Source organism: Candidatus Brachybacter algidus (genome assembly GCF_016707225.1).
In the GTDB taxonomy this organism is placed as follows: Bacteria; Bacteroidota; Bacteroidia; order Chitinophagales; family Saprospiraceae; genus Parvibacillus; species Parvibacillus algidus.
The window spans coordinates 366,542-391,544 of sequence record NZ_JADJID010000001.1 but is presented as its reverse complement, the minus strand read 5'-3'; the positions used below and the strand labels follow the sequence as shown (position 1 = coordinate 391,544).

23 protein-coding genes, 2 tRNA genes and 2 pseudogenes are annotated in these 25,003 nt (G+C 35.1%); 13 read left to right on the top strand and 14 right to left on the bottom strand.

All coding sequences use genetic code 11. The annotated features are described in order from the left end of the window. Positions 1 to 59: 59 nt before the first annotated feature. Positions 60 to 146 (top strand) — tRNA-Ser (locus IPI15_RS01610). A 100-nt stretch (positions 147 to 246) separates the two neighbouring features. Next, a tRNA-Pro gene (locus tag IPI15_RS01605) sits at positions 247 to 321 on the top strand. Positions 322 to 389: 68 nt separating this feature from the next. Here the strand turns inward: IPI15_RS01605 and IPI15_RS01600 are convergent. Next, positions 390 to 818 carry a hypothetical protein gene (locus tag IPI15_RS01600; RefSeq protein ID WP_287418969.1) on the bottom strand — a complete coding sequence of 143 codons (429 nt, stop codon included), beginning with the start codon at positions 816 to 818 and terminating at the stop codon, positions 390 to 392. A gap of 1,318 nt (positions 819 to 2,136) precedes the next feature. Beyond that, entirely contained in the window at positions 2,137 to 2,388 is a 252-nt protein-coding gene (locus tag IPI15_RS01595; protein WP_287418968.1) for a helix-turn-helix domain-containing protein, read from the bottom strand. Positions 2,389 to 2,522: 134 nt separating this feature from the next. Here IPI15_RS01595 and IPI15_RS01590 point away from each other — a divergent pair, with 134 nt between their 5' ends. Then, positions 2,523 to 3,047, top strand: a complete 525-nt coding sequence (locus IPI15_RS01590) for a hypothetical protein (protein WP_287418966.1) — start codon at positions 2,523 to 2,525, stop codon at positions 3,045 to 3,047. 190 nt (positions 3,048 to 3,237) lie between these two features. Beyond that, positions 3,238 to 3,609: a hypothetical protein gene (locus IPI15_RS01585; protein WP_287418964.1), complete on the top strand. Its 372-nt coding sequence runs from the start codon at positions 3,238 to 3,240 to the stop codon at positions 3,607 to 3,609. Between the two features lie 105 nt (positions 3,610 to 3,714). Here the strand turns inward: IPI15_RS01585 and IPI15_RS19735 are convergent. The 9 genes and pseudogenes from IPI15_RS19735 to IPI15_RS01535 form a co-directional block, all read right to left on the bottom strand. Further along, a pseudogene (locus tag IPI15_RS19735) lies at positions 3,715 to 4,514 on the bottom strand (DUF6371 domain-containing protein). A 66-nt stretch (positions 4,515 to 4,580) separates the two neighbouring features. Then, positions 4,581 to 5,516 carry an AAA family ATPase gene (locus tag IPI15_RS01570; protein ID WP_287418959.1) on the bottom strand — a complete coding sequence of 312 codons (936 nt, stop codon included), beginning with the start codon at positions 5,514 to 5,516 and terminating at the stop codon, positions 4,581 to 4,583. Positions 5,517 to 5,547: 31 nt separating this feature from the next. Then, entirely contained in the window at positions 5,548 to 5,700 is a 153-nt protein-coding gene (locus IPI15_RS01565; protein WP_287418957.1) for a hypothetical protein, read from the bottom strand. Further along, positions 5,690 to 6,085 (bottom strand): helix-turn-helix domain-containing protein, encoded by a 396-nt coding sequence (locus IPI15_RS01560; RefSeq protein ID WP_287418956.1) that lies wholly within the window; start codon positions 6,083 to 6,085, stop codon positions 5,690 to 5,692. The genes IPI15_RS01565 and IPI15_RS01560 overlap by 11 nt, the downstream gene beginning before the upstream one ends. A gap of 85 nt (positions 6,086 to 6,170) precedes the next feature. Further along, positions 6,171 to 6,611, bottom strand: a complete 441-nt coding sequence (locus IPI15_RS01555) for a hypothetical protein (RefSeq protein WP_287418954.1) — start codon at positions 6,609 to 6,611, stop codon at positions 6,171 to 6,173. A gap of 577 nt (positions 6,612 to 7,188) precedes the next feature. Next, positions 7,189 to 7,485, bottom strand: coding sequence for a hypothetical protein (locus IPI15_RS01550; RefSeq protein WP_287418953.1), 297 nt, complete (start codon positions 7,483 to 7,485; stop codon positions 7,189 to 7,191). A gap of 167 nt (positions 7,486 to 7,652) precedes the next feature. Continuing rightward, the gene (locus tag IPI15_RS01545; RefSeq protein WP_287418951.1) at positions 7,653 to 7,955 is read right to left on the bottom strand and encodes a site-specific integrase; all 303 of its coding nucleotides are present in this window, start codon (positions 7,953 to 7,955) and stop codon (positions 7,653 to 7,655) included. A gap of 38 nt (positions 7,956 to 7,993) precedes the next feature. Then, the gene (locus IPI15_RS01540) at positions 7,994 to 8,524 is read right to left on the bottom strand and encodes a phage integrase SAM-like domain-containing protein (RefSeq protein ID WP_287418949.1); all 531 of its coding nucleotides are present in this window, start codon (positions 8,522 to 8,524) and stop codon (positions 7,994 to 7,996) included. Next, entirely contained in the window at positions 8,514 to 8,708 is a 195-nt protein-coding gene (locus IPI15_RS01535; protein ID WP_287418947.1) for a hypothetical protein, read from the bottom strand. The genes IPI15_RS01540 and IPI15_RS01535 overlap by 11 nt, the downstream gene beginning before the upstream one ends. A 542-nt stretch (positions 8,709 to 9,250) precedes the next feature. Between IPI15_RS01535 and IPI15_RS01530 the strand changes: the two genes are divergently transcribed. From IPI15_RS01530 to IPI15_RS01520, 3 genes and pseudogenes are all read left to right on the top strand, one after another. Beyond that, the gene (locus IPI15_RS01530; protein WP_287418945.1) at positions 9,251 to 9,616 is read left to right on the top strand and encodes a hypothetical protein; all 366 of its coding nucleotides are present in this window, start codon (positions 9,251 to 9,253) and stop codon (positions 9,614 to 9,616) included. A gap of 571 nt (positions 9,617 to 10,187) precedes the next feature. After that, a complete protein-coding gene (locus IPI15_RS01525; protein WP_287418943.1) occupies positions 10,188 to 10,598 on the top strand; it encodes a hypothetical protein in 411 nt (136 codons plus the stop codon). A gap of 101 nt (positions 10,599 to 10,699) precedes the next feature. After that, positions 10,700 to 11,603 (top strand): annotated as a pseudogene (locus IPI15_RS01520) (IS982 family transposase). 503 nt (positions 11,604 to 12,106) lie between these two features. Here the strand turns inward: IPI15_RS01520 and IPI15_RS01515 are convergent. Beyond that, on the bottom strand, positions 12,107 to 12,979 hold the full coding sequence (locus tag IPI15_RS01515; protein WP_287418941.1) for an alpha/beta fold hydrolase: 873 nt from the start codon (positions 12,977 to 12,979) through the stop codon (positions 12,107 to 12,109). A 496-nt stretch (positions 12,980 to 13,475) separates the two neighbouring features. On the opposite strand from IPI15_RS01515, the gene IPI15_RS01510 reads away from it, so the two are divergent. The 6 genes from IPI15_RS01510 (at position 13,476) to IPI15_RS01485 (ending at position 22,235) form a co-directional block, all read left to right on the top strand. Then, positions 13,476 to 16,496: a SusC/RagA family TonB-linked outer membrane protein gene (locus IPI15_RS01510; RefSeq protein ID WP_287418940.1), complete on the top strand. Its 3,021-nt coding sequence runs from the start codon at positions 13,476 to 13,478 to the stop codon at positions 16,494 to 16,496. Positions 16,497 to 16,519: 23 nt separating this feature from the next. After that, on the top strand, positions 16,520 to 18,058 hold the full coding sequence (locus IPI15_RS01505; RefSeq protein ID WP_287418938.1) for a RagB/SusD family nutrient uptake outer membrane protein: 1,539 nt from the start codon (positions 16,520 to 16,522) through the stop codon (positions 18,056 to 18,058). 128 nt (positions 18,059 to 18,186) lie between these two features. Further along, entirely contained in the window at positions 18,187 to 19,068 is an 882-nt protein-coding gene (locus tag IPI15_RS01500; protein WP_287418937.1) for a hypothetical protein, read from the top strand. 204 nt (positions 19,069 to 19,272) lie between these two features. Next, complete coding sequence (fabF, locus tag IPI15_RS01495; protein ID WP_287418936.1) at positions 19,273 to 20,523, top strand: beta-ketoacyl-ACP synthase II; 1,251 nt, start codon at positions 19,273 to 19,275, stop codon at positions 20,521 to 20,523. A 9-nt stretch (positions 20,524 to 20,532) separates the two neighbouring features. Then, on the top strand, positions 20,533 to 21,282 hold the full coding sequence (rnc, locus tag IPI15_RS01490; RefSeq protein ID WP_287402763.1) for a ribonuclease III: 750 nt from the start codon (positions 20,533 to 20,535) through the stop codon (positions 21,280 to 21,282). After that, positions 21,279 to 22,235, top strand: a complete 957-nt coding sequence (locus tag IPI15_RS01485; RefSeq protein WP_287402761.1) for a hypothetical protein — start codon at positions 21,279 to 21,281, stop codon at positions 22,233 to 22,235. Before rnc ends, IPI15_RS01485 begins: the two co-directional genes overlap by 4 nt. Before the next feature lie 148 nt (positions 22,236 to 22,383). Here the strand turns inward: IPI15_RS01485 and IPI15_RS01480 are convergent, their stop codons facing one another. Together IPI15_RS01480 and IPI15_RS01475 are read right to left on the bottom strand one after the other, a co-directional pair. Then, on the bottom strand, positions 22,384 to 24,393 hold the full coding sequence (locus tag IPI15_RS01480) for a S9 family peptidase (protein ID WP_287418935.1): 2,010 nt from the start codon (positions 24,391 to 24,393) through the stop codon (positions 22,384 to 22,386). 29 nt (positions 24,394 to 24,422) lie between these two features. Continuing rightward, positions 24,423 to 24,905 (bottom strand): GNAT family N-acetyltransferase, encoded by a 483-nt coding sequence (locus IPI15_RS01475; protein WP_287402758.1) that lies wholly within the window; start codon positions 24,903 to 24,905, stop codon positions 24,423 to 24,425. Between the last annotated feature and the right edge of the window lie 98 nt (positions 24,906 to 25,003).

Genomic DNA, 25,003 nt, shown 5'->3' with positions numbered 1-25,003 from the left:
ACTTGGAAAATAGAAACTAAGCTCTATCTTTGCAGTCGCTTAGAAAGAAAGTGAAAAAAGGAGGGATGGGTGAGTGGCTGAAACCACCAGTTTGCTAAACTGACGTACGGGTAACTGTACCGAGGGTTCGAATCCCTCTCTCTCCGCTCTTATATTTTTTGGGGATATAGCACATTCCGGTTAGCGTATCCCGATTCGAAGGAATCGGGAGGGTTCCAGAAGAATTCTCCACTAAAAAAACACATTCGGGGTGTAGCGCAGTCCGGTTAGCGCACCTGCTTTGGGAGCAGGGGGTCCCAGGTTCGAATCCTGGTACCCCTTACTATTCATAGGTTTTGGACGAAAGTCTGAAACCCTTTTTTAGGTTAATATTAGGTTAAATAATCTGATTATTTAGGATACTTATCAAAGCACTTCAAAATAGTATCTATTGATAAGGATTCATGTTTTTCTGGTCCGTATCTAAAATTATTAATATAATCTCTAAGTTCATAAAATTGAGACAGATCTTGAACTATGTTGTGGTCCTTATCCATTTCCAGAAGAGTGAAACTTAAAGATCTTTGAAATAACTTCCGCCCTAAAATTGTCAAAACTCTCACAAGCTCATTTAATCGAGGTAAAATAGTGTCCAGGTCAGTCTTGAGGTTTGTATTAGCTGAATTACTATCAACATGAGCATAAATCTTATTCCTAAACCATTCAATGGTTTTAAATTCTTTTGATCTTCTTACAATAGACACACTTCTTTTAAGCTCCATTAGCTCTCCTAATTCTATATCTACCTGCCATTCTGCTTCTGGATATTCATTAATCAACTGACCCAGAAGCTTACAATATCATTTATCCTCTGTGTGATTCAGAAATGAATGCAATTTTAGACTAAAATTTATTTTTAAGCTTTCCAATAAAACATCTAACATTCTGAATGCAAAAGGCTTCATGATAAAGATTAGATTTGTGGGATGTAAATACTCTAAATCTTTTGAAAGTGTAATAATGTAGTATAATTGTTCATATAATGATTGAAATAATCAAATTTTTCGCCTGTTCTTATCATTTCTTTATTATTATTATTTTAGGAACCATATCTTTAGAACGATGTAACCAAATTAGTGACAAAAGTTAATATTTCTCTTATATTTACATTTTAAATAAAATTATTAAGAACTCATAATAGGGGTATGAGGTAAATCCACTAATGGATATTATTTATGGGTCAAGAAAAAAAAAAACACTGATGATAGGAAATGGGGTTTGTGGATAATTTTAGCTGGACCCTTTTGACATTTGTTGCCCTTTAATTTTTAGCCTTCCTACTTTTATAAACTTTTTTGGCTTAGCTGATAATCCTGCTAATATTGGTGATGCTATTGGTGGAATAACATCTCCTATCATTGGCTTTATGGGAGCAGTACTAGTTTATTTAGCTTTTAGATCGCAAATTCGGGCTAATGAAGAAATACGTGATCAGTTTAAATACCAAAGCCTAAACAGTTATATTAATGATCAAGTAAAAATTGTTCGAGAAGACATACAATCAATGAATTACTCAACTATTACCAAGAAATCCTCTAGTGTTAAGGGTAGTGCAGTTGAAATTGAGAGATTCGAAGCAAAAGGATGGCATATCATATTGTTAGATCGACTTTAAAAGATCACATTTGTACATATCAACATAATTTATATGCGACTGAATTCACATTAATTATTTCTATCCTAGAAAGGATATTAAACTTGTTTAGTGAAATTGAAAGTGCTCAATTAGCAGATAAAAAGTACTTATTTTCGCAGGTTAGCAATACATATGCTTTTTTGCTTCGTCCACATTTTAGAAGATATACTAGACATATTCTGGAAGGAAATAAGATTTGTAAAAAGCACGGTAAAAGCTATCATAAAATAGTGATAGACTCATTCTCATTGATAGATAAAATTGAAAAATTCATCACCCTGCAATCTTCTTTCCCTCTGGATAAAAAGTCGTAGCTGTAATGAAAATGGATTATTTTTTAATCACCCATTCCATCTTTGCCTTCCTAAAGTCACTTGGACATACAGGATTAGGTACTATCCATAAAACCCACCAAAGTCAGATTCTCGAGTATTTCTGCTTTGTCTTAATACGTCCCTTCACTAATATTTACTTTCTGGAAATGTGAAAAGTTCTATTACAGTCACATTAAGAGAATCTGCGATTTTCACCATAGTACTAATCTTCATTTCTTGAGAACCTTTAATGTACTTACGTAAATTTTCAATATCTAAATCTGCATTGTGAGCAACCTCCCTTGGCTTTAAGCCTTTATCTCGAATTATTTCTAATATTCTTATACCAAGTTCTTTGACAATAGGTGGTATCTCAGATTTCCTCATCCTTTTTCCCATGATGGAAAAATAATATCAAGCAGATAGAAATAAGTGATTGTAAATAATCAGTTGCAAACAACTGTATTTTTTTATATTTGTGGCATTGTGAAGTCACAAATAAGTGAAACGATCTAGCTAAAAATATAATCTATATGAAAATCCTCATTAAATCCACATTATTGTTATTAATGGTATTATATTTTCCCATAGTAGCTTATAGTCAATGTAATCTAAAATACAATACAGAACGAACTATTGAAAAGTCACAAATAGTTAAATTAGGGAATTTTCTAAAATGCCCAAATTGCCAAGAATTCACTATGGAAATAAGAGTAAATAAAGCAATTGCAGACAGAAATGATAATTTATTAATAATTTTTGCTTCATTCCCTGAGCCTGGAATGGTTTATGGATATATTAACCTAGTTCAGGGTAATGGTGATGTATTTAAGATGCTCTTATGGGGCGGTGCAGTGGAATTGTGTAAGACTGAGCTCTTCTCTAATGAAGGTAAAACAGAGATTTCATATGAAGGGATGTTTAGATATTCAAGGACAACTGACGAACTTAAAATATTATCAAAATTTGATGTGATTGGAATAGAAATAAATGATACATATTTTACTGTTAACAACTGGAAAGGATTTTGGGATGCCTATCAATGCCTTTTACAGTAAGTATTAGGTTTATTTTCTTATTACTGTTTTAATTTTAAATATATGCGATTTAAACCTAATACGATTTGTCTCTTCTGTATATTATATTAGTGTTCCGTGTAAAAATTACGAAAATGAGAATGCTATATTAAACTCAGACGTTTTAAGGCTTAAGGCCGAGATAGAAAGTAAAAATCAACTTATAGCATCATTGAATGATATCATAAAGACAAAAGACCTTATCATTGAAGCAAAAATCAGCGAATTAGAGACCTTAAAGCTAAACTTAGTTCAAAACAAACCAGATCCTGAACCTGTACAAAATTCTGTTACTACAGATGATGCGATTAGATTTACAAAGACACATATCAATGATTACAATTTGAATTGTATTGATGAAATACAATTTTTAGATTATACGGCTCGCAAACTATCTAATGGCAATTTTAATGTATTTGTAACATTTGTGGATAACTCTATGAGTAAACGTAAGAGGACTAATGTATATTTAGTAAATATATTAGATGGGGGTAAAAGTTATAAAATTAATGATGTCCATCGATTTCAAAGTATTTGTCATTAGTTTATCATGTATTTTATTAAAAATGGATCTTATTACTTTGTCATAATTCGCCAGCACTTAAAGCAACTCCCCACTTTTAATAAACAAGTGCCATATAAAGTTGCCTTAAGATATCTGTTTCAAGAGATAGTATAATATATTACCCCTGTTCTTGGAAACCCATCTAAGGTAAAAAAGTACGGCCTTCAGCACATTCCTGTCAGGATAAAGATTAACGTTACGACCTTTCAAAACTTCGAGTTTATCTTTTGTTAACCCAGCTTTACCACCTGATGCTAACCAGGTGAATTGAGGTAAATAGACACTAGCTATAATGGCAGTTTTTTCACTTTCCACTATTGCAATTGGTTTAGTATCTAGGTGTAATAGATGCTCTCCATACAAGCATTGTCGTAAAGCAAAGTTTGGAAGCTTAAGTACTTTGTGAGCCCATGATATTTTATCCTCTCTACGACCTTTATTGGCGTTATAAAGCATTATTTTACCAGTCCTTACATTGCCTTCAATATCGATCGCCAGAAGACTGTGGCTCCGTCCCAATGCTTAGATGTACCGATGCGGTATTTATCAATAAGCTGACTTACTATTTCAGTATCGAATATACCAAGCAGGAAAGAAATTAGGTTGTTGCTTATATTGGGCTTAAGGCTTTGTTGTAGTATGTCAGGATGTATGTAAGAGGGAGAGTTTTTTGTTGTTTCCTGTTTCTTATCCCTATATAAATTGGAAATGGAAACATTTATTTCAGGCTTTACAAAATCAGGAAAGAATGATTTAGAACAGCTAAAACAATAGCCTTTATCTATATATCCGATATACGGTGCGAACTTTCCATCTTGGTTACTTTTACCACATGGGCAACTCAATACTCGATTCCTATTTGTGTCATATTTAAGGCTTATCATATAAATAAAAAAGTGTTTCTCGTTTCATACGTAAGGGGTTAGAAACGAGAAACTTTTTAAACATCCTTATTCTTGAATTTCATCTTTAGATTCATCCACTTCATCAGTATCATCAGTATTCCACCCATTCTCTCTACCCTTTTGTAATAATTTGTAGGGTACGGACCTGTTAGACATATCTAATTGATTTGCTATTTGATCATAGGTATTTCCTTCATTCTTAAGCTCTAAGACCATGTCATGAAGCTTTCTTTTGGCTTCATAATCTTCTTTCTTATTGATGTGACCAAAGGGTAATCTTGCTCCAGTATTTTTAAAACATAAGTGCTCTTCATCAAATTCTAAAACATAGCTTTCTTTTTTAGCAGATGACGCTAAATAATTGCCTTTGACTAAACACAGGTGTCGAATATTCGATTTCTTTGGATCAGCTACAAATTGGATCACCAGTCGCATTTTTGCTTCAAATCCCTGGCCACCCAATAAGTGATTTTTATTTGGATCAAGAAATTCAGTTCTTTTTCCATTATGGTGTAGGAACAAGAATAAACAATCAAATTTCTGAGATAGCTGATGGTAAGGCTTCAAAAATCCCCTAATTTTAGAAGTGTCTTTTAAATCATAGTCAAATATATCTGAAAAGCAATCCAATATTACGAGGTCCACAGGTTTTCTACTTAAACTTTTATCAATTTTTGCTAGTAAATTCTCTGAATCAAAGATAAATCGTAAGCGTTGTAGGTGCGAAGGATCAACGTTGTAAGCCTGAATATGGAGAAGCCTTTTTGTATCCTTTGCTAAATCCTCAGTGGATACATACAGGACTGATTTGTGCCTAGATATTAATCTAAACCCAATAAACTCTTCTTTACCTGCAACTATTGCAATAGCCATAAATCTTAGAAAGGCACTCTTGCCAGTATCTGAGCTCCCAGCTAAGCAAACAATGCCTGATGTGCGTAACATAGGATCAATTAGCAGTGGCTCGTTCTCTACTTCCATGTTTAGCAATTCTTCTCCTGTTACCTCATCATTATTTTCCTGGCATTTTTGAATATGTTCTGTGACATCCTTTTGATGTCTTCAATTGATAAGGAGGAATTGATTGTGGTTCTTCTTCTTGTCTCAGTACATACTGAGTGCCCACTTTAAATTTTACTTCGTTTGATTTATTCTCATCCTTCATTGGTAGTGGCATTTAAATTGTAATTTGAAATTTTAACATCTTGACCTATACTGCCCTTTTTTCTAATGGCTATATGTTCTTTCGCATCACCCTCAATTTCAGCCACTGTAGGAACAGATCTTCCCTTAAGCCACTCTACTAGCGTCGCTCTTATGAAAAATATTCTTCTACCAGATTTGGAATAAGGTATAACCTTACACTGTATTTTGCCTCTTAATGCATTTACACTGAGGTTTAGAAATTTGGCTGCCTGATTTACATCAAATACCTGGTTGCTATCATCACTAGATATGATAGTAGAACTGATCAATTTTTCAAGTCTGTCAATTTTTTGATTCATGTCACTTACCAGATCTGGCAGAGACTCAAAAGTTATTTTTCCCATTTTTTTAATTTTTATGGATTAATTAATGGACAAATATGAGAGGGTCATTTAAGGGCATTATTGTAGGAGTACTCCTGATGTTTGCCTATTTTATGCTAGCATAGAATTCAGTGACTTTTGTTATGTGGGAATGAGATGTATAACGGTCTCTATCTTCAGTAGATTTGGGATTCAATACGTTAATATTACCTTTAACTGTGCGGTCCTTAGTATCGAACCATGATGCTATCGCTGCATCTCTTTTTGATTTCACTTTAAAAACAGTGTCCAGATGTTGGATAAATCCTAAAAAACTAAGCATGGCAATATTAAATGGCAAGTCATTTGAATGAAATTTTAATATTAATTTGTTGTAATTTTCATCACATAGGGCATTAACTAAACGAAGACCTCGAAACCCATTTATTTCCAAGTTTTCATTGAGAAGTTTATATTTTTCTTTTGTTGTCTGTATTTGCTTATTTGCAAGGTCTTTTGATTTAGACTCATTTGTTGGCATCGCATCAATTGAATCTTCAACTTTCATTTTTTCACTGATAGTATGATCGACTGAAGCAATTTTGATTATTCCTTTCCCTAACCCTATTGAGTTCCAATTATCATCAATCCAATTATTAGGTGGAATCTAGGTTCATTGTTATTTTCTTCTATTCTGGCTTTGAGTGCAGCTTTTAATTTTGACAATACAAACTGCCTTATTTTTTAGCAGAGAATTCTGACGTCATTTTAAACGCAACCCAAGATAATTTAGGTAGTCGTTTTCATTGTTGAGATCTTCTAGGTTATAATCAAACTCTTTAAGGATGATATCATCCTTCGTCATATCTTCCTTCTGGATAGCTGTAAATATATCTTCCTGAAAAGTATTGATGATGTCAACGTAATCTAGATTGTTTTTAACCAGGACCTGCCTAAAAAATACTTAATTCGGATTCAATAAATTCCATGAATTACTATAACTTTTGAATCTATTTTGGTAAATGAAAGCTCTCTAAGTAGTTTGTTAAGATTTTCGGCAGGTAGGATATTAAAATCCGCATGGTTGTAAAAGTAGTAGTCAAGTCTAAAGCAACTCGTTGCTAATTTGTTTATAGGTTGATGGATCAAAATCGATTTAGAATGATTCGAAAATCTATGCCTCCGAATAAAGCAAAGTCATTTGTTTGAATCTCTATCAAATGTCTGACATTCCTGTTCACAATTTCAGTTTCTAGTTCATTGTTAAAACCTTTGCCATACTCTGTCTTTAAATTATTGTATTTGTTTACCAAATCTAGGTTATAATCACCGTCAGCAACAATGCTTTCAAGAACCTTAAATGAAATGGGGTGTCCGTTCACTAAAAAGTATCTCCAAAAATCGTACACAGTCTCAAATATAAAATTGTTAAAGTCTTTCATTAAAGTAGATTTGCAGCTTCAGTGAATATTTCATCATCGAGAGAATCAAGGTAACCCTGTGTAGTCCTCATCTTCGTGTCCCATTATCTCTTTGATTGCTGAATAGATTGTCCAGCCTTTAAGTGTAGATAGTGTCTTATGATATGAAGTGTAAGTTAATATTAATATCACATATTACTAAACCTTAAATCTTTATTCACCCTTTTATTGACCTTGTTGATCCTATCTTTTATCTGTGAAGGACTTTTGTGAATGTCTTGGTTGAGAATAGGAAAAATGAATGAAGTAGCATCAATAGCACCTACTGGTTTAAAATATTCTAAGATTAACGTAATGTTGTCTGTTATGGGGAAGTTGATCCTCTTACCAGTTTTCTGTCGTATGTAGCTAATCTTGTTGCCGTAGATGGATGACCACTTTAAATTCGCAATATCAGTTAGGTTTATCCCTAAGCCATAGTAGCTAAACAAAAAATACTGTTGAGCTTCAAATTTTGCTGAGTGCAGAGTTAAGGAGAGGCTTTTGATCTTGTCAATTTTAGCTTGGTGATGGCTACATGCTTTGCATCAGATTTGAGACGTTTAGAGATGCTGTATGAGGTAAATGGATAGTTCTCCCTGTCAACTACCTTCAATTTGATTGCGTCGTTGTATAAGGCTCTAAGTGTTCTCATTTTTATTGATATTCCTGACGCTGTGTTTTTCTGCATGTATAAAAATGATTCATAAGCAATTAAGAAAGGATAGTCTATTTGTATAAATGATAGAGTCGCCAATTTAGGAATATTTTTCTTAGAGAGCGTAAACTTGGATAGGCTCTTAAGTAAATCATTATAAACTGCTTTATTACCCATTTTACCTGCTTCATGCAGTTGCTGTATCCTATTAGTTAGTAATATGCCAACAGAAGTGTTAGTATACTCAAATTCGACATCGGCTTTGATTTCTAATACTGACTGGTCAGTTTTAGAGTTAACATTTGAAAGTACTTTAATTCTGTACTCCTGAATCTTCTGGTCTATTATTGAATTAAGGAGCATCGACTGCCATGTTCATTCTTAACTTTACCACTATCGGCATTCCACAATTTTGATTACACTTGATGCCTAAATAGACATAGCTAGTCTTTCTATCCTTGGTCAGTCTCAAATAGAGTCCGAATTCATTGTTGGAGTCTGGCTTTACCCAAGTTTTAAGTACTGGCTTAATAGTTGTGTGTTTCATATTGCATAGATATTATACTATCAAAGGTACATTATATAATGGTTAGGTTAAACATTAGGTTAAACAATATTGATAAATATTGACTACGAATGTTGAATATTGGAGGTATAAAATGTTGTAAAGTATTGACAAGCAATATTTTGATCAATTGTGAATAATTGTGATTATTGAGGGTGCACTGCTTTGGGAGCGGGGGTCCAGGTTCGAATCCTGGTACCCCGACGGTATTGACAAGGGTTTTGGCCATTTGGCTGAAAACCCTTTTTTATTCTTATAAAGTTCCTTCCTTACGCAATGGAAGCTTTCAACCCCAATTGGGTAGATGATGAGGATCGATGGATACCAAAAGGATTAATGCATGACCTAAGGGATAATACAAAATATAAGTGACCCGATAACCGATAATGTTTCAAATTATACAATTCCACAGATATTCAACGCTTTAAACAATGATATAACTGACCCTTTATTATATAGAAATAGATTACTGCAACAGAATGCGAATAATCAACAAGTACAAGTATCTGAATTATTTCAAGAATATGGATATTAGATTAAAGAAAATAATAAAAAGTATAGGTATATTTTGCTTTTTTGTATTTACTGCAAGTACATGTGACACATGTAAAAACTGTGAAGGGGACGATAAGATAGTAATTTTGGAATTTGAATCTAAATATTCAATTATTCCAGAGAAAGTTTCTTACAAATTAGGTGATACTATGGTTTTTGAATCGAGAATAGGTATTGATGAGATTTTTCCATTAGGAACGGATTTGTCTCATAAGACTTTAAGTTCTCAAATAACATGCAGGCTTCTAGAAGATACTGATTCAACTACTTTTCCTTATGCTGCAAAAAAGTTTGATGCTTTTTTTTATACAAGGCAAACAAATAAATATTGGTGAACTGCCAGAGCGAAATATAGTCAATTTCGCTTGGAGGCTAATTTTGGTGATGAATATGTAGTGGAAATAGGACTAATCCCAAGAGATACTGGATCTTATTTTTATATTCCTTTTTCAGCAGGACTTACGATAAATGAAGGATCTGATTGTGAAACTCGATATACTTTTTCCATATTAAATGGCAATACAGATAACCATTATCATTTATATACGGATATTATTGAACCCCCATATGGTCAATATCAATATTCAGGGTATTTTTTTAGAGTTATACCATAATTATGATTTTAGATTCTTTAAGAAACCTTTATTAAATAGAAGACATGTTAGTTTTGGTATGTAGTATTAAATCAAAAGAAATAATATAACACTATGACGAACTTACTTGTGTTTTATACGAATGTTTCTATTGGTTTGCGGCTATTATGTCATAATGCTAATAAATTTATTCTCATTTATATTTAGGATTCTATAACCCTTTAAAAGTTTAATCTTGACAGAATGCAAACAGATTAAGTAATAATCAACAGGCTAATGTAAATGCTTTATTTACCAGTTACAACATCCAGTAATGAAAAAACTATTTTTTATCCCTTTGGTCCTATTTATTAATTGCTGCAAAGAGTGTATTGAAACACCTGTGAAAGCAGTAGATTCTGTATTTTACCTTTCATCTGAATTGCTTAAATATAAGGTAGGTGACATAATATATTTTACCTCAGAGGTTTCCAAAAGCGATTTATTTACCGGTGACTATAGCAAAATTCAAGATGTTGAATTAGTTTCCCAAATTACATGCGCAGAATTGGTTTTAGATTCATTTCCATATCAATTCCCAGGTGCAAAATATTTCAATCATATAATATTTGATGGTGAACAAAACCCTATATCTCACAAAGACAGTGTAGAGCTCTTAGACAAAAACATTGTACATTTTATTTTCAAAAATGAAAAGGATAGATATTTTGCTAATTTAACGTGAATAATGGATAAGAAAAAAGGCTAAATATTATAAAAACAGGAGAATATTTAATATATTAGTGTCTGACAAACAACGATATAAATCAAATAATTCTCCTATGGATAAGCACAAAAGTTATAGAAATTTTCATTACTGTTGACGATTTTTGCAAAGGATTTGATGAAATTGAGTGCAAAGGGCTATTTCAACTGGAAATAAGAAATTCAGAAATAGAAAATCATCATTGTGTCTATCAGAAAAGATGACGATTTACATTTGCTTTCATTTGAGTTCTTATACCAATTTTAAAGATACTATAATGAATTGGTTTTAGTTCATTGGAGAGATCTGTTTCCTGGATTGGTTACATATGAGCGATTTAATCAGACACAAAACCGACTTTTTTGTTCCATTGTTGATGTTTTTGAAAGACAGATGTTTGGGAGCATGCACCGGAATTAGCTTTATTGACTCAACAACCTTAAATGTTTGTCACATAAAAGAAAAGCAGAACAAGGTTTTCAAAGGTTTTGCGACTAAATCTAAAAGCACAATGGGCTGGTTTTTGGGTTTAAACTTCACCTGATCATTAATGACAAAGGTGAGTTGTTGAACTTCTACCTGTCCAAGGCAAATGTAGATGACAGGAATCAAGACATTCTCTCCGTAATGGTAAAAGAAGTTTTCGGAAAACTCTTCGGCGACAGAGGATATATATCTGACAAACTAGCCCAATTCCTATGGAATGATGGTGTAGACTTGATCTTTAAAAGACGTAAAAACATGAAGTCTATGAACTTATCTGATAACGATAAGGTGCTGCTGAGAAAACGAGCACTAATAGAATGTGTCAATGACGAATTGAAAAACCAATGTAACATACAGCACACCAGACATAGAGCTCTGCAAGGATTTTTGAACAATGCGATTTCTGCTCTCTGTGCATATCATTTCTTTCCTAAAAAACCTAGCATTAAATTAAGCACAACCGAACTCTCTAAAGAGGTATATTTGAATGTTGCTTAACCATTATTCACGTTAATTTAGGGCTTATAGCTACTAAGCCAGGTGTATTTGCCTTTAGTCCATTTTCACTTGGTATTATTTCAAATAAAAATGAAAAATGCAGAGATGAAAGAATAACGAGGATGATTTATGCAAACGGAAATAACAATAATGAAATATATGACAATATTTTAAAAATTAATTCTGATATAAATAATTATAGGAATAGATATACTCTAATTGTCGAACCAAAATAAGAGCCAGAACAGAATATAATTTTTTCAAAAAAAAGCTGCGTTTCCATGATGATGCGTAGCTTTTTTTATCATCCATTAACAGTAAATTCCATTATTCAACAAAGAGCTGTAAGGAGAGAATTTGATCCCAAGACAATACGAGGGTAGACTATTTAATCAATCTTCAAAGAAGAGAATATCACATTGGAGACATTATTTATTTTTCTATTCTTAAGGAGAAAAAACTTTTCTAACGATATATGACATTAATAAGGATAGACGGGTCTCTCACTTACACGCAACCATCGGATTCCCCAGCAACTCTACAATCTTTTTAACTACGATGGCTGGCTTCGTGACCACAATGTTATGTTTAAGGCCGCCCAATATAGAAATAGATTTCTTCGCCTTTTTAAAATGACTAAAGACGAAACTTGCATTGGAGGGATAAATCAACTCATCAGCGGAGCCATGCAACATAATAGTTGGGCAACGGACCTTATTCCACTCCCCTTCTATTTCTTCCAGCATTCTTTTGTGATTGAGCTTCTCTGCAGTTGCCACTTGGAGGACTTTTGGAAAAAATTCACCAATAGGAGAATCTATCACCTTTGCAATATCCCATATCGCCTCTTCTCCGGGTGCTATGGAAGAAGATATCAACAAAAGGCCATCGACTATGTCAGGATATTGAGCAGCAAGTAAGGCACATAATGGACCACCATAGCTACTGCCAACTAAAATCAATTTGCCTTTTTGACCATATTTTTTAATTACCGGAGCCAACATTTTAGCCTGAGCATAATAAGATAGATATAGTTTACCGAAACTGGAATATCCATATCCCGGCCTATCAACTGCTACTACTTTTGCCATCGAAAGTAAGGCACTATCTTTAAAAAAGGGCTTCCAGAATGATATTGAGGCAGGAGCGCCATGAATAAAAAGTACTGTCGGTAGTGTATCGCTTCCCATGCTGCAGTAGCGAACTCTATTAGATTTAATCCAATATCTTTCAAATTCAGGTTTGCAGTCACCGTCACAAAAGGAAGCATTGAAAGTCTTATCACTTTCCCGCATTTTAAAGTAATTCGCTGTGGTGCAGCTACTGACAAGAATCGTTATTAAGGCACAAATGGAAATGTATAGGTAGTATTTCAAACGGAAATCTAAATTTTGATTTATATTAAATTCATTCTAAGGTAAAAATTAACTACTTTAGGATAACGAAGATTTCATACTAATTAATTCACAGGCTACTTTTTTCTCAATCCTGAAATTCATCACAATAATAGCTTTATCGAAACAATTATCAAATTAAAACTGATTAAACTTATATTTTGTATCGAATTCTATTAAGTAGTATTTAATTTTAGCAATTTTGACTTCTTCCAAATAATATAATTTTATGCTTTATTTTTATTCCAACGAAATTTAAATAATAAGGTTCCAAATAAAATCGCCAAATTTGTAATCAATAAAACAAAGCGTGTCGCTTTACAACGGAGATAGAGCTGGTAATAAAACGTGTGATTTTTACTGTTTAATGTCGCATCATTATTAATTCAGAGTTTCTTCTTCTTATCTTCTCACAATGTTGTAATAATGCACGGAATGTTTCTTGGTATAAATTAATAATCAACTTAAATTAAATTGTGTGAGAAAAGTAATATTTACAATTAGTTTTTTTGTTTTGGTTCTTAGCCTTCATGCCCAACGGACTGTTACCGGACGCATCGTGGAAAGTGGCACAAATGACGGTGTGATTGGAGCGAGCATCATGGTTTACAAAGGACAAGGGACTGATATTAAGACATATGTTCCCACATTAAAAGGAACCGTGACTGATATAGATGGCAAATACGAATTATCGCTGGAGCCAGATGAGAATGCATTCACCATTACATATGTTGGATTTGTAAGTCAAACAATCTTTGTAACGGCTGAAAGTACTTACAATATTGGCCTGAAAGCTGATACAAAATTATTGGAAGAAGTCGTGGTAGTTGGCTACGGTACTCAAAGGAAAGTGGATGTCACTGGGGCAACTTCCAGTGTTAAAGGTGCTGAATTAGCAAAACAACCTGTTTTGACTGCCACTCAAGCATTACAAGGTAAAGCAGCAGGTGTTCAGATCATCAGCAGCGGCGAACCGGGAAGCAGCCCTATCGTTAGAGTAAGAGGTGTTAGTTCAGCTATTGCCGGCACGGCTACTTTGTTTGTAGTGGATGGAATTCTTACGGATGATATCAGCAATATCAACACAAATGACATCGTAAGCATGGACATCCTCAAAGATGCTTCATCGACAGCTATATATGGGGCCCGAGGTGCAAATGGTGTCATCATCATTACCACCAAAAAAGGTGCAAGTGGTGCCATGACTATAAATTATAATACCACTGTAGGATATAAAAATGCAACTGATCTTGTTCAAATGGCCAATAGCAGCGAATATGCTAACTATGTTGGACAAGCTACAGGCAATAGTGTTACTAATCCAGGATTTAGTACTGATTGGTATGATCAGATCCTTAGAGGAGCATGGTATCAAAGTCATGGACTATCATTGTCAGGTGGTTCAGATAAGATGACTTACTTCCTGAGTGGTGGTTATATTGAAGATCAAGGTATCGTTATTGACAACAAATTCAGAAGGTTAAATCTTCGTACAAATCTTGATTTTAAGATCAATAAAATGGTCAAAACTGGTATAATCACTAACTTTTCCAATATCAACAATAAAACGGTCAACTTAGGCACAGCATACAACAACGCTTATCGCGCAGCTCCAATCATTCAAGCAAAAGAGAATGGACGATACGGAAATACTTCATCCTATCAGAATGTTGGAAATCCAATACTTGATATTGAAAATAATAATGCCAGATCATATGGCAATAGAATACAGGCAACCGGTTACCTCGAAGTAAAACCTTTAGACTGGATTACCTTAAGAAGTAGTATGGGAGGAGAATTAGTTTCATATTCGGATAAAAACTACAACTATAGATTTCTTAATGATGAAGTTACATTCCTTACAGCAGGAGGTAATCAATTAAACCCAAAAAGCAATCTTAGTGTATTTAAAGACAATTATTTCAGATGGGTTTGGGATAATACTGTAACTTTTAATAAGAAAATTGATGCCCATACTTTTACTTTACTTGTTGGTTCTACTGCGGAAGAATATACCGCCGAAAATATCAGAGCATTTAGACAAGACGTTCCCGCAGATAAAAACTTATGGTACATAGGCACGGGTGATGCCAACACCTCTACCAATGGTGGCGGTGGAGAAAAATGGACCCGTAGTGCATACCTCTCGCGTTTAAATTATAATTTTGATGATAGATTTTTATTTACAGGAACTATGAGATATGATGGAAGTTCCAGATTATCAAAGGATAATAGATGGGGATTCTTTCCATCTGTTGGAGCAGGATGGGTACTTACGAATGAATCTTTTCTCAAAGACGTGAATTATCTTGACAATTTAAAATTGAGAGCAAGTTGGGGAAAAGTAGGTAATGACCGCGTTCCTACAGATGCATTTGTAGTGACACTCGAACCCAATCAAAACTATCCATTTGGAGGAGGGCTCGCTGTGCCGGGAAGCGCAATTACCCAAATCAAAGATCCGAATCTTAAATGGGAGATTACTGAAGAACTAGATTTTGGTTTGGATTTTGGCTTTCTCAAAAACAGACTTACAGGTGAGATTGGCTACTACACCAAGACTGCCAAAGATCTATTGATCAATGTAAATGTGCCTTCAGTAGTAGGTGATGCTGATGGCTTGGTGCTTACTAATGCTGCATCAATAAAAAATACTGGTTTAGAAATAGCAGCTAATTATAGAAGTGTTGCTAAAAAGAATTTTTCATATTCGATCGGAGGAAATGCGACCTTTAATAAAAACAAAGTCATCGGACTTAATGGAGGCCAACCGATCCTCGATGGAGGTATTGGAGCAGGTCAACAATACACGACCAAGACTGACAATGGACAGGAAGTTGGTTCCTTCTATGTATTGCAGGTATTAGGCGTTTTCCAAACAGATGAAGAAGTGCTTGCCTACACCACTACTGATGGTAAAGCTATTCAACCTGCTTCAATCGCCGGAGATTTTAAATATCAGGATACAAATGGAGATGGTGTAATTGACGACCTTGACAGAGTTTTCGTAGGATCATATCAACCTAAAGTTTATTATGGAGCGAATTTCACTGTTTCATATAGAAACTTTGATTTTAGCTTGGACCTCTATGGAAATGCGGGAAATCAAGTGTACAATGGCAAAAAAGCATTCAGACAACAAGCTGAAGATAATATTGAAAAAGATGTGGCATACAACAGGTGGTCACGAGGTAGTGGCATTCAGGATGAACCGGGTGCTAATTCTGGAAATCAACCGGCATCAACGTACTTTGTTGAGTCAGGTGATTTTATTAGAATTAATAACGTTTCTCTCTCTTACAATCTTCCTCAACAAATGATAGAGAGATTAAAGATGAGTAGCGCCAGAGTTTTTATCACTTCCCAAAATCTTTTTACCTTGAAGAAATATTCAGGTTTTACAGCAGAATTACCGGGAGATCCGACAAGATCAGGTATTGAGTTAAATGCATATCCTACCTCAAGAACGATAGGTGGTGGCATTAATGTATCATTTTAATTAAAGGCTTAAAATAAAGAAACATGTTTAAATATATATTAAAATACAAACTATTACTCCTCATTGCTGCAGTTTCAGTTTTGAATTATGGATGCTCCAAAGATTTCCTTGACGTACCTGTTCAAGGCCAGGCTACAGCAGATTCTGACCCTGACGTAGCTGACAAACTTGTCACAGGAGTCTATGCCAGTCTTCATGCTTCCAGTGCTTTTGGAGGAATTGGAGATATCAATGGCATCAGTATGATCGCTGCCACAACTATCATTACTGACGATTCAGATAAAGGAAGTACACCTGGTGATCAAAAAGGATTGAAGGACATGGATGATTTCGATCTCACACCAACTAATAATTTTGTAGCTGCATTATGGACAGGATACTTTAATGGAATAGCTAAGACTAATCAGGCATTGAAAGCACTGGAAACGGCTAAATTAGACGAAGATCTGAAATTAAGATATCAGGCAGAAGTCAGATTTTTCAGAGGATATTATTATTTTAATTTGGTTCGATGGTTTGGTGGGGTGCCAAAAGTCCTCAAAGTGCCTTTGGATGCCTATGAAGCTAATAATGATCCTGTATACCAAACCAGAGCAACTCCGGACGAGATATATGCATTGATTATTGAGGATCTTACTTTCGCTAAAGAAAACCTACTAATAAAAGGGGTGATGCCTGTAGGGCGTGTAACCAAAGGCACGGCAACTGCAATGTTGGCTAAAGTCTATTTAACAAGAAAAAATTGGCAGGAAGCATACACATTGAGTCAGGAGGTAATTAGTTCCGGTTCTTATTCACTTCTTCCGGATTATTCTGAAATCTGGCGTCAAGTTGGAGACAGAAGCAACGAAGCAATTTTCGAAGTACAAACTGGTGTATATAATAATTCAGATTATGGTGTTCCTAATTATTGTGTTTGGCAAGGTCCAAGGGTAGGTGGCCTTCAGGGGTGGACGGATCTAGGATTTGGTTTTAATTCTCCATCACAAAATCTAGTAAATGACTATGAAGCAGGCGATAAAAGGAAAGAATCAACAATTATTTTTATCGACCAAAGTCCTCAGCATGTCGGCACTGTATTGTTTGATGGCTTCCGCATACCTAGTCAGGATAGCGTTGCAAATCCGCGTTATAATTATAAAGCATATCATAGTGAGAACAAAGAAGTGGAATCTTTCCTGGGAAATAGAGATCGTAAACAAAAAAATATACATCTTTTAAGGTATGCGGACGTTATATTAATGGCTGCCGAAGCTGCAAATGAATTAGGTAATTCTGGGGAATCAGCTATGTTGATCAATATGATCCGTCAAAGAGCGGGTCTTGCGGATATTATTGCCTCCTCACAACCATCGATGCGTGAAACAGTCTACCACGAAAGACGAATTGAATTAGCTATGGAGCATGACAGATGGTTTGACTTAATTAGAACAGGTAGGGCAGCTCAAGTGATGCAAGCTATAAAGCCTAACTTTATTCCAGGCAAAAATGAATTATTGCCAATACCTAGTTTACAGATCGCCTTGAGTGGTGGTAAGCTAACTCAAAACAATGGATATTAAATTATTTCAAAGTAGATTTTAAATAAACAGTATATTTACTGCCCATTATACGATTTGAATAAATACAGATTAAGCTATTAACCTAAAATTATTTTATAATTTAACAAAATTTTTAAAACGTACAAACAATGATTATTAACGATCTTAAAAAGTTATCTTTTTTATTTTTACTAGCGATAACTTTTTCTTTGACATCATGTAAGGATGATGAAAAACTTCCAGCAATTGATGGATACAACAACTCTGATGAGATTGCTGCTACGAGCTTGAAAGGTCACTGGACTTTTGAAGGAAATGACAAAGAAGTTATTTCAAACACGGCTTCTACAAAAACATATGGTACAGTAACTTATACTACAGGACAGATCGGTCAGGCGATCTCACTTAGTCAGGCTGCTGTGGTATATCCTGTAATTGACGCATTAAATCAAAAAAATGGTTTTGGCGATTATTCAGTTTCTATGTGGTTGAATGCAAAGAATGTAGGTTCATTCCAACAATATTTTGGTCTATTCCCTACAGATAATACAGATTTCTGGGGTAATTTCTCAGTCGGAGCTGAAGCATCACGCCATGCTGCTGGTTCTGACACATTAGAAATTAAAACGAACTATGCTTCTTTAAAAGAAGATGGTTCAACTAATGGACAGGATAACATTGCAGTATTTAGTGATAATGGTGGTAGCTTCTTCAAAGGTGCCGGTAAATGGTCGCTTATCACTGTAAGATTTACAGCCGCTACACATAAAATTGAAATTTTTGCAAATGGTGTGAATGTAGGTGGTTATAGCGATAGAGGTGAAAATACTACAGCAATGGTAATGAGAACTCCCTGCCAGGCAATGCTAGGAAGTTTTGCAACTACCGGTGTAGGTTTTACTGCTGCTCCAGCTGCTCCAGATTGGTCTAAAATGGCTACTGCTCAGATGGATGATATCAGAGTATTTAACAAAAGCCTTTCTGATACTGAGATCAAAGCATTATATAATGTAGGAATAGCAGGAAGATAATTTGTGAAAAAAAATTATATTGTAAGCGGAAGAGAAAACTCTTCCGCTTTTTTTATAACCCAACTTTAGTTGATTTTTTGTCTGATAAAGCATTTCCAATTGGCATTAGAGAAATTTGCAAATTTTGTTATTATATTTGCGAATTATACAAAAAATGAAGTTGCTTTTAATCAGATACTTCCATAAAGAAAGAAAATTTTATCTATGAAGAGAGTCGTAATAACTGGGCTTGGTGCCATTACACCGATTGGAAACAACTTAGAAGCATACAACGAAGGATTAAAAAATGGAGTTAGTGGTGCTGACATCATTACCCGTTTCGACGCTTCATTATTCAAAACCAAATTCGCTTGTGAAGTAAAAAACTTCAATCCGGATGATTTTATAGATAGAAAAGACGCCCGAAGGATGGACCTCTTTACGCAGTTTGCGATGGTATGTGCCGATGAAGCGCTGGCTGATAGTAAGTTGCTTGATTTTAATGAATTGGATTTAGATAGGGTCGGAGTTATTTGGGGTTCAGGTATCGGCGGTCTGCGTTCACTTGAAGCAGAAATCATAGAATTTGCCCTGGGCAATGGAACACCTAGATTCAATCCTTTTATGATCCCAAAGATGATCTCTGACATAGCTCCAGGTTATATCAGTATCAAGCATGGTTTCAGAGGTATTAATTACTGTACTGTTTCTGCTTGTGCTTCTTCAACGCATGCTATGATGAATGCTTTTGACTACATCCGTTTAGGGAAAGCTGATGTAATCGTCACAGGTGGATCTGAAGCAGCTATAACTGCTACAGGAATGGGAGGATTCAGTGCGACAAAAGCATTAAGTGAAAGGAATGATGAATATAAGACAGCATCACGACCATTCGATATAAACAGGGATGGCTTTGTTTTAGGAGAAGGCGGAGGCGGTCTGATTTTTGAAGAATACGAATTTGCGAAAAAGCGCGGAGCTAAAATATATGCGGAAGTAATGGGTTGCGGAGCTACAGCTGATGCTTATCACATCACAGCACCTCATCCCGAAGGACTTGGTGCAAAGAATGTGATGTTGATGGCACTTAATGATGCTGGCCTATCGCCGGAAACAATTGATTATGTGAATGTTCATGGCACCTCTACACCACTTGGTGATATCGCTGAAACTACAGCCATTAAGAAGATATTCGGAGAACATGCTTATAAATTAAATATTTCAAGCACTAAATCTATGACCGGGCATTTACTCGGAGGTGCAGGTGCTATCGAAGGTATAGCAAGCGTTCTGGCGATTAGAGATCAGTACGTTCCACCAACAATTAATCATTTTACTGACGATCCTGAGATAGATTCGAAATTAAACCTTACCTTTAACAAAGCACAACACCGAGAACTAAATTTCGTAATGAGTAATACATTTGGCTTTGGAGGCCATAATGCATCGATCATTTTTAAAAAGTATACTGAATAAACAAGTATTGTGAAAGGATTATTCCGGTTTTTTAATAAATATCTGTCAAAGGACAAACATTTTTCAGAGAAAATATCAGCCATATTAGGATACACACCCGTGCATCTTCATTTATATATTACTGCATTTATGCACAAGTCAAACTCCGCTCAAGTGAATGGTCACAGACAGCATAATGAAAGGCTGGAGTTTCTTGGCGACGCAGTTTTAAATGGAATTGTGGCTGAATATCTTTATAAAAAATACCCAAATGGTGATGAAGGTTTTCTAACTAAGATGCGTTCAAAGATCGTAAAAAGAAAGACGCTGGATGCTATAGGTTATAAAATGGGATTGGATGAGATCATGACCATTATGAATAAGACTCATATAAGTAAATCTATGTTGGGCAATGCTCTTGAAGCATTGATAGGAGCCATTTATCTTGAAAATGGATATACTTATACAAGAAGATTTATTGTCGTCAAGCTCCTTCGAAAATTCCTTAATATTCATGAATTGGAATTATTAGATGACAATTTTAAAAGCCAACTGCTTGAATGGTGCCAAAAAAATGGCAAAGAAATAACCTATGAACTTGTATCGAAATACAAATCCGATAAAAGAGATCGATTTAGAATAGCTGTCATGGTAGAAGGACAAGCTATCGCAGAGGCAGAAGATTATAATAAAAAGAATGCCGAACAGATTGCTTCAGAAAAAGCCATGTTAAAAATGGGTATTCTCAACTTAGAAGATGCGGAACTTACGATCATATGAGCCTTACAGGCTTAGATCTAGATCATTGGAAAGACTTTAAATTCAATCCAGAGCGCATTAAAAAAATGCAGGCCGGCTCTGAGATCATCATTAATTTTATCAATATTGCACTCTCGCAAGGCCTCTTAAGAAGTGATCTACTCTCCACAGAGAACTTAACTGAATTATCCACCAGACTTATAGATACACAGATTCCGACAGCAGCCCGAAAAGTGAAAGGGCTGATAGAAATGGATCTCTCCCCCCAAAATCTCCAAACCTATAAGTGCGAATTAAGATGGCTCGGTCATATAGCAACTTACATAAAGAAATTTGACCAATTAACACTTCCAGCCCAACTCGAACTCTGGCAAGTAGCTGGAGGAACTATAGCCAAAGAATTGGTACTCAAGAATACACCTATACAAGACGGATGGACAGTCAAAAATATCCAAATAACAAAAGAAGATAGCTTACTCACCAGAAAGATCTGGATGCTGGGACATGAGTCAGGTCTATGGGTATATATGTTGGATTTTGCATTTGGCAATCAGAAACTTCCAGACACTTATCATAGAGGTAGTCAAGTGTATGGATTAGCATTTCCTTATCCAGGACTGACGCTAGGCAGGATCTTATTCAAAGAATTACATTTAAAACCCGCTCCTGCCGTTAATAATTTGAATGTATTTGATTCCATTTTAGCTTTAAAAAAATTCCTTGCTAATGTATACGCTCATAATATTTTCATTCAGGAGATTCCTTTTACTTTGATTGACATGCGTGCAACAATGTTTTCGGAAGGCCTTATTATTTCAGACACAAGTAGTGATTACATCTCCATTTCGGCAGGAGGTGAAAAGAAGTATTACAAAGATATAAACCATCATTGGGAATTGGTAGCTGAATCTGATGACAAAAATCATTTTTTTAACATCATTTTTTCAAAGGATCAATATTACTTAATTAATTAATTTCCTGAAGGTTACTCAAAGAAATTTTTTTATCGAGAGGTACAATATGGAAGAATGAAAATTAATTTGGCAAAAACTTATAAACATAAGTTGACTAAAGTAAAAAGCAGAACCAAATGGCTCTGCTTTTTATATTCAATTTATATGATTACAATGTTTCTTTTAACCATCTGAAAAACTCATGATGCCACACCAAACTATTGTGTGGTTTTGAAACCCAATGTCCTTCATCAGGATAAATCACTAGACGCGACTTCAACCCCTTTAATTGTGCCGCCTGATAAGCCTCAAGACCTTGTGTATATGGAACTCTAAAATCTTTTTCTCCTTCAAAGATTAAAATCGGAGTATCCCATTTATCAACAAAATTCATTGGATTGAAATCTGTATACGCTTTAGGTTGAGGTTTCTGCCAATATGAACCTTTCAAGTCAAAATTTGCAAACCAAAGTTCCTCCGTTGCGCCATACCAACTCTGCATATCAAAAAGTCCACAGTGAGCGATAAATGTTTTAAACCTCTTCTCATGCTTTCCTGCCAACATATAAACAGAATATCCTCCATAACTAGCTCCTACAGCACCAAGCCTGGAATTGTCTACATATGGCTCCTTGGCCATATCATCGATAGCTGAAAGGTAATCTCTGATGGGCTGGCCTCCCCAATCACCAGAAATCGCTTCATTCCAATCCTGTCCAAAACCAGGCATTCCTCTTCTATTTGGAGCCACAACTATATATCCATTCGCTGCCATAAGCTGCAAATTCCATCTGAATGAGTAGAATTGTGTCAAAGCACTTTGAGGTCCACCCTGACAATAAAGCAACGTGGGATATTTCTTTGCAGGATCAAAATTAGGTGGATAAACTACCCATGAAAGTAAGTCCTTTCCATCAGTAGCTTTTGTGATTCTTCGCTCTACCTTACTTAAACCAATAGTACTGTAAATTCCATCGTTTACATGGGTCAGTTGAACTGCATTTCCATTAGTCGGATTGACAGAATAAATCTCTACAGCGTGATTAAAATCTGTTCTTTGTGCAATGATATTGCCATCAGCTGCCACACCTACTATGGCACTATAATCATGTTCGTCATTAGTAATTTGGCGGATAATTGCACTGGGAGTGCCGTCCTTAGCATAGGAAATTTTTGCTTCAAATAAAGAAGTTAAGCCATTCATAGGAGCTACAAAATATATCTTATCTGATTTGTCGGTCCAAACCAGTTGCTCTACAGTTCCATCCCAATTCTGTGTAATATTTACTTTTTTTCCGGACCTTAAATCAGCAACCCAAAGACTATTTTTATCCGCCTCATATCCATCCCGAGGCATAGAAGTCCAGGCGAAATGTGTACCGTTTGGAGCAAAAGAGGGGCTTTTATCATATCCCATCATTCCAAGTGTAAAATTGGTTGTCTTGCCGGAGGCGATATCGTAGAAGTAAATATCAGAATTTGTACTCTGAGCATATTCTTTTCCTGACTTTTTGATAGAAACATATGCGACAGTAGTTCCTGCAGCATTAAAGGTGTACTCATCAGATCCTCCATATGGTTTAGTGGGCGCATCAAAAGGTTCCTTAGCCATGATGTCTGTAGCTTTGTAAGAACCATCTGCCTGTTTGATACCTACGAAAATATGATTATATTCTCCATCTTCCCACTCAGTCCAATGTCTATATATCAAATCATCGTATATACGTGCAGTGCTCGATTTATATTCAGGATACAGATCTGCTGCAGTTTTATCAATTTTAACAGATTGTGACCAAAGACTATTCCCGGATTTGGAAGAAAATATCGGTCCTTCAGCGCTTTCAAGGCCACCGGGAACATTAGTTCCGGTAGATTTCAACTTGCCTTCTACGGTGTATAAAACCTGACCATCCGCCAAAAGTGTAGCATTATCAGCAGGAACACCTTGAGTAATTGACTTTACACTTTTGCCATCAATACCCATGCTGGAAATAAAATTACTTCGCTTGCCGGATTGAAGATCATAAGTAGTTACGTTATAACAAATTGAGTTGCCATTATTATACACGAAAGAGCCATTCACTCTTCCAAGTGTCCAAAGTAACTCAGGGGACATCACGTTTTGAGCGAAAACTCCAGTTATAAATAATAGTAAGACGAAACTTAAAAAATATTTCATGTTAAATAATTTAAATAAATTTTATAAAATTAAGAAAGCTTCATGACGAAGTCGTTCATAAAATAACCATTTCCAATATCAAAATCTCCCAATGCTTCTATAGTGAAGCCATTTTTAAAGTAAAAATTTATTGCTTTATAATTCTGTCTGTTCACATGTAATCTAAGATCTGACCCTGGTGGGACTAGTTCCTGAATGATCTCTTCCAGCACTTTGGAGCCGAGACCTTTCCGCTGACCCTGATTCTTCAAATATATCTTGTGAATAAAATAATCATGTCCTCTATTTTCAATATCAAGATAACCAGACCTTTGCCCATCTATAATTATCAAATATAGTTGATGACCATTTTCAAGACCTGCATTTAAAGCAATAGGGGAATAAAATAAATCAAGCATATAATCTACCTGCTCCTGACCGATGGTTTCCACGTATGTTTGTTGCCAGATATCTCGCGCCAGGTTGTAAATAAAATCGATGTCAGTCGCTAGTGCTTTTTTTAAATAGTGCATTTTGTATTAGGTCGTGAAAGGCTTAAAAGTAAGATTAAAACTTGTAAAATGAATCAAAAGTGGGATAAATCTCATTTACTAAATTTCTTAAAAAATCG

Excerpts from the sequence above, each read along its gene's own strand:
- IPI15_RS01595 (WP_287418968.1), bottom strand. The coding sequence starts at position 2,388 with ATGGGAAAAAGGATGAGGAAATCTGAGATACCACCTATTGTCAAAGAA.
- IPI15_RS01590 (WP_287418966.1), top strand. The coding sequence starts at position 2,523 with ATGAAAATCCTCATTAAATCCACATTATTGTTATTAATGGTATTATAT.
- IPI15_RS01570 (WP_287418959.1), bottom strand. The coding sequence starts at position 5,516 with ATGGAAGTAGAGAACGAGCCACTGCTAATTGATCCTATGTTACGCACA.
- IPI15_RS01565 (WP_287418957.1), bottom strand. The coding sequence starts at position 5,700 with ATGAAGGATGAGAATAAATCAAACGAAGTAAAATTTAAAGTGGGCACT.
- IPI15_RS01560 (WP_287418956.1), bottom strand. The coding sequence starts at position 6,085 with ATGGGAAAAATAACTTTTGAGTCTCTGCCAGATCTGGTAAGTGACATG.
- IPI15_RS01555 (WP_287418954.1), bottom strand. The coding sequence starts at position 6,611 with ATGAAAGTTGAAGATTCAATTGATGCGATGCCAACAAATGAGTCTAAA.
- IPI15_RS01550 (WP_287418953.1), bottom strand. The coding sequence starts at position 7,485 with ATGAAAGACTTTAACAATTTTATATTTGAGACTGTGTACGATTTTTGG.
- IPI15_RS01540 (WP_287418949.1), bottom strand. The coding sequence starts at position 8,524 with ATGCTCCTTAATTCAATAATAGACCAGAAGATTCAGGAGTACAGAATT.
- IPI15_RS01535 (WP_287418947.1), bottom strand. The coding sequence starts at position 8,708 with ATGAAACACACAACTATTAAGCCAGTACTTAAAACTTGGGTAAAGCCA.
- IPI15_RS01530 (WP_287418945.1), top strand. The coding sequence starts at position 9,251 with ATGGATATTAGATTAAAGAAAATAATAAAAAGTATAGGTATATTTTGC.
- IPI15_RS01525 (WP_287418943.1), top strand. The coding sequence starts at position 10,188 with ATGAAAAAACTATTTTTTATCCCTTTGGTCCTATTTATTAATTGCTGC.
- IPI15_RS01505 (WP_287418938.1), top strand. The coding sequence starts at position 16,520 with ATGTTTAAATATATATTAAAATACAAACTATTACTCCTCATTGCTGCA.
- IPI15_RS01500 (WP_287418937.1), top strand. The coding sequence starts at position 18,187 with ATGATTATTAACGATCTTAAAAAGTTATCTTTTTTATTTTTACTAGCG.
- fabF (WP_287418936.1), top strand. The coding sequence starts at position 19,273 with ATGAAGAGAGTCGTAATAACTGGGCTTGGTGCCATTACACCGATTGGA.
- IPI15_RS01485 (WP_287402761.1), top strand. The coding sequence starts at position 21,279 with ATGAGCCTTACAGGCTTAGATCTAGATCATTGGAAAGACTTTAAATTC.
- IPI15_RS01480 (WP_287418935.1), bottom strand. The coding sequence starts at position 24,393 with ATGAAATATTTTTTAAGTTTCGTCTTACTATTATTTATAACTGGAGTT.
- IPI15_RS01475 (WP_287402758.1), bottom strand. The coding sequence starts at position 24,905 with ATGCACTATTTAAAAAAAGCACTAGCGACTGACATCGATTTTATTTAC.